The 13466-nt window shown below is 56.2% G+C and carries 14 protein-coding genes; 7 read left to right on the forward strand and 7 right to left on the reverse strand.

Going from position 1 to position 13466, the window contains the following annotated elements; genetic code table 11:
- Positions 1–2 precede the first annotated feature (2 nt).
- From accB to K325_RS0113225, 3 genes are all read right to left on the reverse strand, one after another.
- On the reverse strand, positions 3–461 hold the full coding sequence (gene accB / locus K325_RS0113215; protein WP_029654748.1) for an acetyl-CoA carboxylase biotin carboxyl carrier protein: 459 nt from the start codon (positions 459–461) through the stop codon (positions 3–5).
- Positions 462–487: 26 nt separating this feature from the next.
- Positions 488–928 carry a type II 3-dehydroquinate dehydratase gene (gene aroQ, locus K325_RS0113220; RefSeq protein ID WP_029654749.1) on the reverse strand — a complete coding sequence of 147 codons (441 nt, stop codon included), beginning with the start codon at positions 926–928 and terminating at the stop codon, positions 488–490.
- A 255-nt stretch (positions 929–1183) separates the two neighbouring features.
- Positions 1184–2794, reverse strand: a complete 1611-nt coding sequence (locus K325_RS0113225) for a diguanylate cyclase (protein WP_029654750.1) — start codon at positions 2792–2794, stop codon at positions 1184–1186.
- Between the two features lie 228 nt (positions 2795–3022).
- On the opposite strand from K325_RS0113225, the gene K325_RS0113230 reads away from it, so the two are divergent.
- Positions 3023–4996: a bifunctional diguanylate cyclase/phosphodiesterase gene (locus K325_RS0113230; RefSeq protein WP_420835449.1), complete on the forward strand. Its 1974-nt coding sequence runs from the start codon at positions 3023–3025 to the stop codon at positions 4994–4996.
- Positions 4997–5018: 22 nt separating this feature from the next.
- Entirely contained in the window at positions 5019–6071 is a 1053-nt protein-coding gene (locus K325_RS0113235) for a DUF2333 family protein (protein WP_029654752.1), read from the forward strand.
- A 72-nt stretch (positions 6072–6143) separates the two neighbouring features.
- Here K325_RS0113235 and ppa read toward each other — a convergent pair whose 3' ends face one another.
- Positions 6144–6671 (reverse strand): inorganic diphosphatase, encoded by a 528-nt coding sequence (ppa, locus tag K325_RS0113240; RefSeq protein ID WP_029654753.1) that lies wholly within the window; start codon positions 6669–6671, stop codon positions 6144–6146.
- A gap of 251 nt (positions 6672–6922) precedes the next feature.
- On the opposite strand from ppa, the gene tssI reads away from it, so the two are divergent.
- The 3 genes from tssI (at position 6923) to K325_RS0113255 (ending at position 8741) form a co-directional block, all read left to right on the forward strand.
- The gene (gene tssI / locus K325_RS0113245) at positions 6923–7738 is read left to right on the forward strand and encodes a type VI secretion system tip protein TssI/VgrG (protein WP_029654754.1); all 816 of its coding nucleotides are present in this window, start codon (positions 6923–6925) and stop codon (positions 7736–7738) included.
- 69 nt (positions 7739–7807) lie between these two features.
- The gene (locus K325_RS0113250; protein ID WP_029654755.1) at positions 7808–8467 is read left to right on the forward strand and encodes a hypothetical protein; all 660 of its coding nucleotides are present in this window, start codon (positions 7808–7810) and stop codon (positions 8465–8467) included.
- A gap of 40 nt (positions 8468–8507) precedes the next feature.
- Positions 8508–8741 (forward strand): hypothetical protein, encoded by a 234-nt coding sequence (locus K325_RS0113255; protein ID WP_029654756.1) that lies wholly within the window; start codon positions 8508–8510, stop codon positions 8739–8741.
- 25 nt (positions 8742–8766) lie between these two features.
- Here K325_RS0113255 and K325_RS0113260 read toward each other — a convergent pair whose 3' ends face one another.
- A complete protein-coding gene (locus K325_RS0113260; RefSeq protein WP_029654757.1) occupies positions 8767–9906 on the reverse strand; it encodes an acyl-CoA dehydrogenase family protein in 1140 nt (379 codons plus the stop codon).
- 143 nt (positions 9907–10049) lie between these two features.
- Positions 10050–10730 (reverse strand): ribose-5-phosphate isomerase RpiA, encoded by a 681-nt coding sequence (rpiA, locus tag K325_RS0113265; protein ID WP_029654758.1) that lies wholly within the window; start codon positions 10728–10730, stop codon positions 10050–10052.
- A 134-nt stretch (positions 10731–10864) separates the two neighbouring features.
- On the opposite strand from rpiA, the gene ilvA reads away from it, so the two are divergent.
- The gene (gene ilvA, locus K325_RS0113270; protein ID WP_029654759.1) at positions 10865–12400 is read left to right on the forward strand and encodes a threonine ammonia-lyase, biosynthetic; all 1536 of its coding nucleotides are present in this window, start codon (positions 10865–10867) and stop codon (positions 12398–12400) included.
- Positions 12401–12602: 202 nt separating this feature from the next.
- Positions 12603–12767, forward strand: a complete 165-nt coding sequence (locus K325_RS18705) for a hypothetical protein (protein ID WP_169441799.1) — start codon at positions 12603–12605, stop codon at positions 12765–12767.
- Here the strand turns inward: K325_RS18705 and K325_RS0113280 are convergent.
- Complete coding sequence (locus K325_RS0113280; RefSeq protein ID WP_029654760.1) at positions 12749–13375, reverse strand: 5-formyltetrahydrofolate cyclo-ligase; 627 nt, start codon at positions 13373–13375, stop codon at positions 12749–12751. The genes K325_RS18705 and K325_RS0113280 overlap by 19 nt on opposite strands.
- Between the last annotated feature and the right edge of the window lie 91 nt (positions 13376–13466).

The following is a 13466-nucleotide window of genomic DNA, read 5'->3' on the forward strand; positions in this document are numbered from 1 at the left end:
ATTCAGGAAATGACGACCAGGGGCTGGTCAAACTCAACCGGCTGGCCATTTTCGACCAGAATTTCGGTAACGGTGCCGGCTTTGTCGGCTTCGATCTGGTTCATCATTTTCATGGCTTCAACAATGCAGATCACGTCGCCGGCATTCACGGTCTGGCCTACTTCAACAAATGCGCTGGCCGTAGGAGAGGGCGCCCGGTAGAAAGTACCAACCATCGGCGACTTGACCGAGTGGCCCTTGGGAGCGGCCGGAGCAGAGGCTTCCGGTGCCGGAGCGGTATCAGCCACCGGCGCAGGCGCCTGGGGGGCTGGGGCGGCGTAGTGGCTGACGTAATGTCCGCCTGCGGCTTGTTCGCGACGACGGGAGATACGAACGGAGTCGTCACCTTCCTGAATCTCCAGTTCTTCGACGTCAGATTCCTCAAGTAGCTCAATGAGTTTCTTGATTTTGCGAATATCCATAGCTGTTCCAGTCCCGTTTCTGTGTTCTATCGGTGAATTCGTTGCAGGGCAGCCTGAAGGGCCAGATCGTAGCCCTGGCTGCCCAACCCACAGATAACGCCTTCAGCGATATCTGAAAAATAGGAGTGCTGCCGGAAAGGCTCCCGGGCATGCACATTCGAGAGGTGCACTTCGATAAAGGGGATTCCCGACGCCAGCACCGCATCCCGAAGGGCTACGCTGGTGTGGGTGAAGGCGGCCGGGTTGATGATCATGAAATCGACCCCTTCAGCCCTGGCTTCATGCACTCTCTCTATCAATTCATATTCCGCGTTTGACTGCAGGTGTAGCAGATGATGGCCTTTTTCAGCCGCCTTGTTGTGCAGGCGGTCATCTATATCGGCCAGTGTCTCGTGGCCATAGATCTCAGGCTCGCGAGTGCCGAGCATATTGAGGTTGGGGCCATGAAGCACAAGAATGGTCGACATCGTTCTGTCTGCCTTGATGTATTTGAACAGGATCGCCGAAGATAACGGCACGTTACCTCAATGGTGCGTGCTTGTTATCTCCGGATCAACACTTTTTGACAATCCTGCCGGTCGTCCGTTGTTCCGAAAAGGTTACACAGCAACCCGCTGTCACGCGATGACATTTCGTTGATCACAATCATTGTTGATCATGGCGGAGAATGTCGGTATTCGACATTGGTTTCATTGGCCGGCGGTATTAACCGGCCCCGGCGGTCAGGTATCAGACAGTGTGACGCAGTTCCGGCCATGTTCTTTGGAGGTGTACAGGGCTCGGTCTGCACGTTCACACAGAGCCTGTGCGGATTCGCCTTGCCATCCGGCAATGCCGCAACTAAAGGTGACGTTGAATTCACGGTCACCGGCCTGCTGGGTCAGTTCCGAGAACCGTTCCCGGATTTCGTTCAGCACGTTCCGGGCGTCGCTTGGGCGGGTATTGGGCAGGATGATGGCAAACTCTTCTCCGCCGTATCGGCCAATATGGTCGGTTTTCCGGAGGCGTTGTTTCAGAAACATCGACAGGCTGCGCAGTATACGGTCGCCGATAGGGTGACCAAAGGTATCGTTTACCTTCTTGAAGTAGTCGATGTCGATCATGGCGAAGCACATGGGCTGCTCTTTCTGCCGGGCCCGGACGATCTCCTGCTCCAGTAAGTGCAGCGTGTGGGTATGATTGAACAGGCCTGTCAGGCTGTCGCGGATCATCAGTGCCAGCAGAGAGCGTGCACGGCGCCCCCGGTTGTGAAGGGTTGCGATCAGGTGTTTCGGGTCGATGGGCTTGGTCAGGAAGTCGTCGCCGCCCAGGCTCATGGCATGAAGCTGTTTGCTGACATCTTCTTCAGCGGAGAGGTAGATTATGGGGACGCTGTGGAACCGGTCCTGTTGTCGGATGACTCGCGCAATCTCCATGCCGGTACAGCCCGGCATGTACATGTCGAGGATAATGATTTCCGGTGAAAAGGCCTCCAGGGCATGAATGATCTGCATCGGATCGGTAATGATATGGGCCGTCATGCCCGCTTTTTTCAGGACCGTTTCCATGTATTTGGCCTGGGCGCGAGAATCATCCAGTACCAGGACCTTGTAGGGTTCAACCGTATTGCCGTGGGTGTAGGTTTCAATTTTCTCAATCAGCTGGCCGGGGTCGACCGCCGGATAGAAGAACTCTTCTCCACCGCAACGGGATGCCCGCAACCGGGTCTCAATGGATCCATCTTCATCGCTGACGAAGATGATGGGAATTGGAGTGTCGTGCTGCTCCTGAAGCTGCTCAACGGTGGCAATGCCAGCGTTGTTTCCCCCGAAGTTGACGTCCATCAGGATGGTTTCGGGTTTGCTGAGCCCGCAGGCTTCGATCAGATCGGCGGGTGCGTTGAAGGCTGATGCGCGAAAACCAAAGAATTCCAGTTGCCGGATCAGCCGAGACGCCATCTCTTCGTTCGACAGGGCAATGTAGACCGGCGTACGCCGATACTGCTGGGGAGCGCTCGAGGTGTCCCGGTCTGTGCGGCGTTGTGTCGAAAGGCGCAGACTTTCGGTGGCCTCTTCCAGGGCTTTGGCCATGGGCTCATCCAGCGCGCTGTCCTGGTGCCAGTCGGTTAACAGGGTGAGGATCTGCTCGCCTGAGGCGGCGTGACTTTCCATCTCGAAGCGCCGGGCGTAACGAACCAGCTTGTCGGCTGCGGCAATAAGTTCATCACGGTGTGCGGGCGCCTGAGTGCGGTCGTCCTGAATCTTCTGCCAGGTATCAAGGACCACCCGAGCCTGGGTGGTCACACGGCGGGCAAAATGCTGCCGGAGTTTCTCTTTCTGGCTTTCGTCGTTCATGGTGTTCCGACCTGTCTGTCCAATTGTTGATCGCGGTATCCGTCTGCGCGAAATTTTGCCATTTATGAGTTATACAGAGGCTTTATGGTCCTTGTGTAGAGTCTATAGTGTTTAATGTTGTCGGCGTAGGTTGCGCTGTGTAAATGTTTGTCAACTCTGCGGCCCGGATCACAGGCAACCTGATATCTATTTCTCTGACGGAGTCCTGACGTGATGGCACGGAGGCTCATGAAAGACGCAACAAGAAGGCAGCAGGGCGAGACTACGCTGCAGGGCTTACTGCTGTTGTTTGGTGGCAGTCTGCTGACCGTGACGCTGGTGGCGGCCTTTGTCACCAGCTATGGCTACTTCCGGGAGTACGTTGCCGATCAGCTGTCTGCACACGCTCAGGACGGCGCAACGGCAACAGGGCTCTCTCTGTCAAATGCCATTGATGGGACGGACCCGGTGGCCGCTGCCTCCCTGATAGATGCAGTTTTCGACAGCGGACGTTATCTGGTGGTGGAGTATCTGGGGCATGAAGGGGAAGTGATTGCTGGCCGGCGAATGCCATTGGCGGCCAGTAAAGCGCCAGACTGGTTTGTAACACTGGCTCGCCTGCCACTGCCGGTGGCCGAAGCTGAGGTGGTCAGAGGCTGGAGCCGGTTGGGTAAGGTCCGTGTGGTGAGCCACCCTGGCCGGGCCTACGATGACTTGTGGCGGATTACGCTGGGGCTGGTGCTGGCGGCTGGGGTGATCGCGGTTCTCGGGCTGCTTGGGCTGTACTTGTTGCTCCGGCGGGCGCTTGGGCCGCTGAAGGCGCTGGAATCTCAGGCTCGGGCGCTCGGGCGTCGGGATTTCCGGAAGCGGGTGAGGGTCCGCTCTACCCGTGAACTCAACCGGGTGACCGAGGCCATGAATCAGATGGCTGATGACCTTGGGCAGTTGTTCGAAGGGCAGGGCAAACTGATCCAGCACCTCCGAAAAGTCAACAATGAAGACTCGGTGACCGGGCTGGCGAGCCGGAGTGCTTTCGATCAGCGCCTGAAGGTTGAGGTGGAGTCGGAAGAAAAGTCAGCGCCGGGTGTATTGGTGATGATTCAGTTGGCCAGCTTTATCGACTACAACCAGACGTTCGGGCGAGAGCAGGGAGACCGTCTGTTAAACGAAATTGCATCTGGTATCCGGGCCTTTGTGGATCAGCATGCGGAATCGTTTGCCGGTCGCCGGACCGGCGCTGAGTTTGCAGTGTTTGTTCCGGGCGCTTCGGCGGCCGACGTCCGAATCTGGGCAGAGGAGCTGGTGCGGGAGCTGGATGCCATCTATACAGGGCAGGCGGCTCAACTGGAGGTTCTGGTGCATGCCGGGCTGGCGGTGGCAACGCCTGGTGCTGGTGCCCGGTCGTTGCTGGCGGCGGCGGATGAGGCGCTCCGGGCGGCTCAGCAATACGACCGGTCCTGCAGCCTCTTGTCTGATACGGGTGTCGAAAACCATCACAATACAGATACCTGGCGCAGCATCATTACCCAGGCCGTCCGCCAGAATAAGTTGTCGCTCTGGTTGCAGCCAATGGTCCACGACGTTGATCAAGAGTTGGTCCACTACCAGGTGTTCTCACGTATCGATACGCCGGAGGGGTCACTGAAGGCCGGGCTTTTTGTACCGATGGCTGAGCGCCTTGGCCTGGTTGCAGACATTGATCGAATGTTGATTGCTCAGGCTTTGGAGTACCTTGCTCGTCATCCGGGGCGCAGGCTGGCGGTGTCGCTGGGTATCAGCTCTGTCGCGGATGTTGCTTTTCAGGAAGACCTGTTAACGATGCTGGCCCGGGCTGGCAGCACAGCAGGACGACTCTGGGTTGGTATAGCGGAAGTGACCATTAGCCATCATCGGAAGGTTGTCACGTCGCTGGTCCGGAAGCTGGTGAGGTTGAAGGTGCCGGTGTTGGTAGACCGTTTTGGTGTGGGAGGCGTCCCTTTCAGCTACCTCAAGCGCTTGCCGTTCAGGGCGGTACGTCTTGATAACAGCTTCATCCACGACATTGACCGGCACGATGAAAACCGGTTCTGGCTAGAGTCCGTGATAGGTATCGCCCACAGCCGTGGCGTTAAAGTGTACGCGACGGGAGTGGAAACGGCGGCGGAATACTCGGTACTCTGTAAACTGGGTATTGATGGCGCCATGGGCTACCATCTGGGCAGGCCGTATGCTGCAGACACGTAATTAACAGGAGATCAGGAGACTTATGCCTGGCAAAATCAGACAGTACTTCAGGGACAAAAAAGACGACGTGCAGGATTACACCGGCGGCAGCGGTGTGATCGGTAAATTTGTGCTTGCCGTGCTGGGTGTGTACCTGCTGGTTGCCATGGTTCTTGGTATCTATTGGAGCAGTGAGCCGGACACTTTCTCGGTACGCGATCATACCCGCACACTGGCCAGTTCCATGGACCGTGAACCTGTGACCGGGTTTGCCACGACGGCGACCATGATTCGCATTGCTGAGACGCTTCTGGACAAGCCCGGAGGTTATCTGTCCAACGACATTTTTCCACCAGGCCTGTGGCTGGACAATATGCCGAGCTGGGAATATGGCGCTCTGGTGCAGCTAAGGGATCTGTCCCGCGCTATGCGCAAAGACATCAGTCGTTCCCAGAGCCAGTCGGCGGAGGACCCGGACCTGACCATCGTCGAACCGCAATTTCACTTTGACAATGAAAGCTGGGCGATCCCCTCAACTGAAAATGAATATCGCCGGGGGATCAATGCGCTCAAACGTTATCTGAACCGCTTGTCTGACCCGGCGCACGCCGATGCTCAGTTCTTTGCGCGGGCCGACAACCTGAATAACTGGCTGGCAGACCTGGAGACGCGGCTGGGGAGTCTTTCCCGCACCCTGAGTGAAAGTGTCGGCAAGGCCTCGGTGTCTGAAGCGGTGGCGAACCTGGACCCGGACGATCCCCTGGCGGAAGAGGCCAGCGGCGAGGATGTGAAAACCGCCTGGACGGAAATTGATGATGTGTTTTATGAGGCGCGGGGAAGCGCCTGGGCATTGTTGCACATCTTTAAAGCCGTGGAGGTGGATTTCCGGAAAGTCCTGCAGGACAAGAATGCCATGGCCAGTGTTAAGCAGATTATCATTGAGCTGGAAGGGACTCAGACTGCAATGTGGAGCCCGGTTATTCTCAATGGTAGTGGTTTCGGGGTGTTAGCCAACCACTCACTGACGATGGCGGCATACCTGTCCCGGGCCAACGCGGCGATCAGCGATATGCGGGATCTGTTGTCCCGGGGGTAACCCCGGACTGTGGGAAAGGCAAAAAAAACCGGATCATCTCTCGATGATCCGGTTTTTTTACGTCTTGGGTTATCAGCCTTTGTACGCGTTTACGGCGTCAACAATGGCCTGCTTGGCGGCCGCTGCGTTGTCCCAGCCCTGAACCTTCACCCACTTGCCTGGCTCAAGAGTTTTGTAGTTTTCGAAGAAGTGGCGGATCTGATCACGCAGAAGTTCCGGCAGGTCTTCGATTTCGCGAATGTTGTGGTAGGTCTGGGTCAGCTTGTCGTGTGGAACGGCTACCAGCTTGGCATCACCGCCGGCTTCGTCTTCCATGTTCAGTACGCCAACCGGACGGCAGCGAATCACAGAACCCGCCTGAACGGGGTAAGGCGTGACAACCAGTACGTCCAGTGGGTCGCCGTCGTCGGCCAGGGTGTGAGGAATAAAGCCGTAGTTAGCCGGGTAGAACATCGGCGTGGCCATGAAGCGGTCAACCAGCAGCGCGCCCATGTCTTTATCGAGCTCATACTTGACCGGTGAACTGTTGGCCGGGATTTCGATGGCAACATAGATGTCTTCTGGCGGATTCTTGCCCGCGGGGATGTTGTCGAATTGCATGTGCGATCCTTCCTGATAGGTGGGGGTTCGTTTAACTGCGTTGAAAAAGTGGGCGTAATTATACGGGAGTCTCGGGCGGTTCGAAACTAAACCTTGGTCTGCAAATTTTTAAACGAAATGCAATGTTGTAAGGGGTTGTTTTATTTTGGTCAGGTGCTAGTTTCGGTTGGTTTTTGATCGCTATGGTGGTTGCGGAATCACGGGGTGATGGCCCAACAGGGAAACCATGAATCAAGCAAGGGATGCGCGCAATGCACATTGGAAAAGGACTTCAGTTCACCTTGTCGATTGGTGAACAACAGGTCGATCTCTTTACCGTTTTTGAATTTGAATCGCGGGAGATGTTGTCTGAGGTTTTTTCTCTGACCATCACCGCATTCAGTCGGCAGTCGGGTATAACGGCCACCGATTTGCTTGAGCAGGAAGCTGAGTTGAGTATTTTCCGGGATGGCGAGTTGTTGCGTCAGTTTCGCGGAGTGGTTGCGGAGTTTGGCCGTGGCTCGGCGGGCCATCGCAGAACCTGTTATTACCTCACGGTGCGTTCCCCCCTCTGGCGGCTGGGACTAGGCCGTAACAGCCGGATCTCCCAGCATCAGAGCCCGGAACAGATTATCCGAAACCTGCTGGAAGAAAATGGCGTCACCAACACCCGTTTCAATCTGTTACGAGCACCGGAAGAGCGGGAATATTGTGTTCAGTACCGGGAATCGGATCTGGCATTTATCCAGCGGCTCGCAGCGGAGGAAGGCTGGCACTATCGTGCTGAACATGGCTCCGATGGCACCGAGCTGATCCTGGCGGACCACCACCGCGAGGCGCTATCACTGCCGTCCTCGCTCTATAATTCAACGGCAGGAGGCAGCTCCAGGCAGTCCAGCGTATTCGCCTTCGATACGCTGGACCGTGTCAGTGTTGCCGGGGTCGCCATGAAGGATTATACCTTCACCAATCCCGCCTACGGGTTGGATCGCCAGGAAGTGGCTCCGGACCTCTCCAAACAGCATCCGAACTATGAACATTTCGATTATCCGGGTCGGTACAAGCAGGATGCGTCCGGGATCTGGTGATGGGGGAGTTCCAGATCCTGTTGCCTCAAAACCTTGGTTTACTACGCAGACAGACGAAAAATTCCAGGGATGCGAGAGAAGCCTGATCGCAGTCACAAGTTCGAAACACATTTTCTAAAGGACTTTCCGCCCGCAAAAGCTGCCATTGCCATTCAGGGGCAGGGCGCACTGGGAAATGTTCCTCGGGATGAAGCCGATTACAAAGCCATCTACTACGAACGCTTGACCCAAATGCAGGAGCGGGCAAACGCCCTGGAGTACCAGCCCTGGCCCCATAACAAACCTGGGGTGTGTCTGGACCGGGAGTTTGTGGTGGTGAACACCGTGACACCGGAACGGGAAGGCTACGCGATGGAGTTCTATAACGGAAAACGTTCCCGTTTTGTGCTCATGGCCGGCACCTACCAGAGTGAGGCCGAGTTGAAAGACGAGAAGAGTCGCAACACAGGCATGTTGTCTTTCCTGACTTCCAGTAAAATGACCGTCGCTGGTCGAAAGGGCCGCCTGTTCATCAGCGATGGCAAGTACAGCGAGACTGAGCGGGAATTCCGCTGGGTTGCCACGGATGGTGAGGTGAACAGCTTCCGCCACGGCCACTTTGAAATCGAAGGGGCGATCGAAATGAAAGACTACCCGGAGATGGCGCCGATGAAAGGCACAGACGTTATCGTTGGGTTGCTCAAGGGCGTACGTGAGCGCCCCTATGGCATGCTGGATGTGAAGAGGTAATGGGTCTCACATATTTTCGCTTTGACAAGGATTGGGTGTGATGCAGTGGTTTTTGGCGTTCATCGGAATTGTTTTCGGTTTGGTTATTGGGGCGGTGGTTGGATGGCTCGTTGGATTGACGCCGGTGGTCATCGATACGCTTAACAGTCTTTTCTCGCTGAAAAGGCCCGGTGATTTTTTTGGCGGCAATCTGAATGCTGTTGTTTTCACAGTGCCGGTACTGGCGATTCTGGGCTCAATTGCGGGTGGATATTTAGGATACCGCATCGGTTGAAAAGCGAAGCCAAAACAGATCCGGCTTAAAGCCGGATCTGTTTTGCGATGAGTTCTTTCATGATTTCGGTGGTGCCGCCACCAATGGACAGGATCTTGGCATCCCGGTACAGGCGCTCAACTACCGACTCGCGCATATACCCCATGCCGCCGAACAGTTGCACGGCCTCGCGGGTGACCTTTTCGCAAACATCTACGGAAAAGTTTTTGGCCATGGCCACTTGTGTGATGGGGTTTTTGCCTGCTTGCATGAGGGCTGCACAGCGATAAGTGTATTCCCGGGCGATGTCGATCTGGGTGGCCATGTCCACGAGCTTGTGCCGGGTGACCTGAAAGCCCGCCACCGCGCGACCAAATGCCTGGCGCTGCCGGGTGTAGTCCAGCGCAGCCTCGTAGGCCAGTTGGGCGGTCATGTAGGCCATGACAGACAGGCTCAGTCGTTCCGCCAGGAAGTTGCTCATAATGGCGATAAAACCGGCATTCTCGGCACCGATCAGGCGGTTGGCGGGTACCCGGCAGTCTTCAAAAAACAGTTCTGCGGTATCGCTGGCCCACCAGCCCATTTTGCGCAGCTTCTTACCGGTGGAGAAGCCTGGAGTGTCCCGGTCGATCAGTAGCAGGCTGATGCCGGCATGGCCCTCGCCGCCAGTGCGCACCGCAACGGTGTAATGGTCGGCGCGAGTGCCGCTGGTGATAAAGGTTTTGCTGCCATTGACGATGTAATGGTCTCCATCGCGTACCGCTCGGGTTTTCAGGCTGGCGACATCGGAACCGCCTCCGGGCTCGGTGACGGCCAGCGCGGCGATTTTTTCCCCCCGCAGCACTGGCGGAACGATCTGTTCACGGACCTCCTGTCTGGCCCACTTTGCGACCGGCGGCAGCCCGATGTCGAGGGAGCCGATACTGGCAACAAAGCCGCCGGAAGTGGAGCGCATCAGTTCTTCAGAAACCGCGACTTTCAGGAAAATGTCGTTGTCCCCGATGCCTCCGAGGGCTTCGGGAAAGCCAATGCCCAGAAGTCCGGCTTCTCCGGCTTTCCGGTAGATGTCCCGGGGAAATTCGCCAGCCTCTTCCCAGTTGTCAATGTGTGGCAGGACGTGGGACTGAATGAACTTGCGAGCGGTCTGGCGCACCTGTTCGTGGGTCTCGTTGAAGTATGCAGACACGGCATGGCTCCCTGTGTGTTTTTTGTTGGATGAGGGGAGTGTCGCGCAATTTCCGCCACCAAGCAAGCGCTTGGTTTTTGTTTTGCTGGAAACTAAAAAAGCTGGCCTCGATGGCCAGCTTCGGGGCAGTTTCGGTGGGCGTCTTACGAGCCTTTTCGGGGAATGCTCTGAACGCCGTTGCTGGTGCCAAGCAGCAGCAGGTCGGCAGCGCGACGTGCAAACAGTCCGTTGGTGACGACACCGACAATGTTATTGAGTTTCTCTTCCACCACCAGCGGGCGGGAGATGTCCATGTTGTGTATGTCGATGATGATGTTGCCGTTGTCAGTGACAAAGCCGTCCCGATAAACCGGATCGCCCCCGAGTTTTACAATCTCTCTGCCGACGTGGCTTCGGGCCATGGGGATCACTTCCACGGGGAGCGGAAATTCACCCAGGATGCCGACTTTCTTGGATTCATCTGCAATGCAGATAAAGGTCTTGGCTACCGCGGCGACGATTTTTTCACGGGTCAGGGCGCCGCCGCCGCCTTTGATCAACTCCAGGTGTTCGTTGGTTTCGTCGGCGCCGTCAACGTAAAACTCAATGCCATCGACGGCGTTGAGGTCGTAGACCGGGATGCCGTGTTGCTTGAGGCGATCAGCCGTGGCTTCGGAGCTGGCGACGGCGCCGTCGAAGTCGTTTCTGTACTTTGCCAGGCAGTCGATGAAGAAGTTGGCGGTACTGCCAGTACCCACGCCCACAATACTGCTCCGTTCCAGATGAGGGGCAATGTAGTCCACCGCAGCTTGGGCTACGGCTTGTTTCAGTTCGTCCTGGGTCATTGGAAGGGCTCCGGGTAATGATGTTGAATTTGAGACTATTATACGCTCGCGGCAATTCTCCTTATAGACGACAAGCGTGCAAACTTTCTACACTGTGGGTTTTTCCTGAACCTCCACCAGCAACCGGAACCATCATGCCGCAACGCTATATCAAGAAGATCCTCGATGCGCGCGTCTACGACGTGGCCGTCGAAACACCGCTTACTGAAGCCCGTAGTCTGTCCAGGCGCTTTGGCAACCATATTATGCTCAAGCGTGAAGACCTTCAGCCGGTGTTTTCTTTCAAGATTCGCGGCGCATACAACCGGTTGGCTCAGCTGTCCGAAGAGCAGAAAGCCAAAGGAGTGATCTGTGCATCGGCGGGCAACCATGCCCAGGGTGTGGCCATGTCTGCGAAGCAGCTTGGCATTAAGGCGATCATTGTGATGCCTCAGACCACGCCGGATATCAAAGTGCGATCGGTGCGTGAGCGTGGAGCCAAAGTGGTGCTTAAAGGCGACGCTTTTGACGAGGCGGCTGCCCACGCGCAGGAGTTGATCCAGAAACACGGTTATACCTACATCCCCCCATACGATGACCCGGATGTCATTGCGGGACAGGGAACCGTCGCCATGGAAATGATGTGGCAGTTTTCCCAGCCCCTGCATGCGGTGTTTATCCCGGTGGGTGGTGGAGGATTGATTGCCGGGATGGCGGCCTACATCAAATATCTGCGCCCTGACATCCGGGTGATTGGCGTTGAACCGGAAGACTCCAACTGTCTGCAGGCGGCCCTGGCCGCTGGCGAACGGGTAATTCTGGATGAGGTCGGTATCTTTGCCGATGGCGTGGCCGTGAAGCAGATCGGGGAGGAGCCCTGGAACATCTGTAAAGACGCGGTGGATGAAGTCATCACGGTGTCTACCGATGAGATCTGTGCGGCCATCAAGGATGTGTTCGAGGATACGCGTTCGATTGCAGAACCCGCCGGGGCGCTTTCTGTGGCCGGCATCAAGAAGTACATCGAGCGCGAGCAGGTGGAAGGCGAGAACCTGGTCGGAGTGCTCAGTGGCGCCAATATGAATTTCGATCGCCTGCGTTATATCTCTGAACGCACCGAGATCGGAGAAAAGCGGGAAGCGATTCTGGCAGTGACCATTCCGGAAAAACCCGGGGCGTTTAAAACCTTTATCAACGCTTTGCACAAGCGCAGCATTACCGAATTCAACTATCGGTATGCCGACCAGCAGGAAGCGGTCATTTTTGTCGGCATCCAGATACAGGCCGGTGGCCAGGGCCGCGATGAGCTTGTTCAGGAACTTCGCGAAACGGGGTATTCGGTGATCGACCTGACCGAAAGTGATCTGGCCAAGCAGCATCTTCGCCATATGGTGGGTGGCCACGCGCCTACCATCACCAACGAAAAGGTTTTCCAGTTCGAGTTCCCGGAGCGCCCGGGCGCGCTGCTGAAGTTCCTGATGTCACTGGGCACGCGTTGGAATATCTCCATGTTCCACTACCGAAACCACGGTGCGGCTTACAGCCGGGTTTTGCTGGGCGCACAGGTTGAGGAAGGTGAAGTCGCGGATTTTGAGAAGATGCTCGATAAGGTGGGATTCCGTTATGAAAACATGACTGATAACGAAGCCTATCGCCTGTTCCTGGGGGCCGGTAACGGCAAGGCCCGGTAAGGTCACAGCAGCTGGTGCCTGGTTGGCCCGTGGGTGGGGATGTGTACCCTGTCCCGCGGGTTTATCTCATCCTTACGCAACTGTAATCTGTCAAAAATTGTAAAATCGGAGTTACGTGTTAGTCTTTCGTCTAATTCTGTAAATCAGTAATAGTCATCTGATTTTCCTGCCAATTAAACGAACGATAACGGGAATACACGAAATGGGGAGCAAGCCTGACATCATCCGTGCCATCGTGCTCATTTTTGCTGTCGGCCTTGTGATCACCGGTTTTACGTCCATTCAGGCTTCTGAAGACACGCGCGACAATCGGGAAGCTTCCGTGGTTGATTATGGCTTCGTCGCCAGTCAGGATCTGAAGCGATAACAGCGCCTGTCTGTCACCACTCCGTGCAAAGGCACATCCCAGGGTTCTGTGGGCAGACGTTCAACGCATTGAAAATCGTGTGCCAGGCCGATCAGCTTGGGAGCCATGCCGGGTCTTAACCGGCTAAACGCGAAGGTTCGATCATAAAAGCCGCCCCCCATCCCAAGCCGGCCCCCCATCTCATCAAAACCTACCAGCGGAAACAGCACTGCATCTAATGCCCAGGCGGGTCTTCGCCGTGCCTCGGAGAATGCCGGTTCAGGAATGCCAAAGCGGTTTGCGGTTAACAGGGCGCCCTCACGGTAGGGGCTGAAAACCAGCTTGCCCGGGTAGACCGGGTGCAGTACCGGAAGATAAAAATTCAGGCCTTTGCGTCGGCCCAGATCGATGTACAGGGCTGGGTCAATTTCACCGTCGTTGGCCAGATAGACCCCGATGTGCCGGGACCGGTGCATCTCCGGAAGTTTCAGCAGATTGAGGGCCAGGCGCTCGGAAGCCTGTGCCTGTTCTTCATAGCTCAGGCCCCGGCGTTGCTGCCGAAGTGTTTTTCTCAGTGCCTGGCGAGATGGCTGGTCAAGCCCGGAGTCGAATGCATTGTCGTTAGGCATGTGGGTCAAGGTTGCAGCGTCCTGTTGTCTGGCCTCTGTCCATGATGACATCAGCGTAGTTTGTACCATATCAAAAGGCCGGCGTTAAAAC

This window comes from Marinobacter daepoensis DSM 16072 (genome assembly GCF_000421165.1).
Classification (GTDB): domain Bacteria; phylum Pseudomonadota; class Gammaproteobacteria; order Pseudomonadales; family Oleiphilaceae; genus Marinobacter; species Marinobacter daepoensis.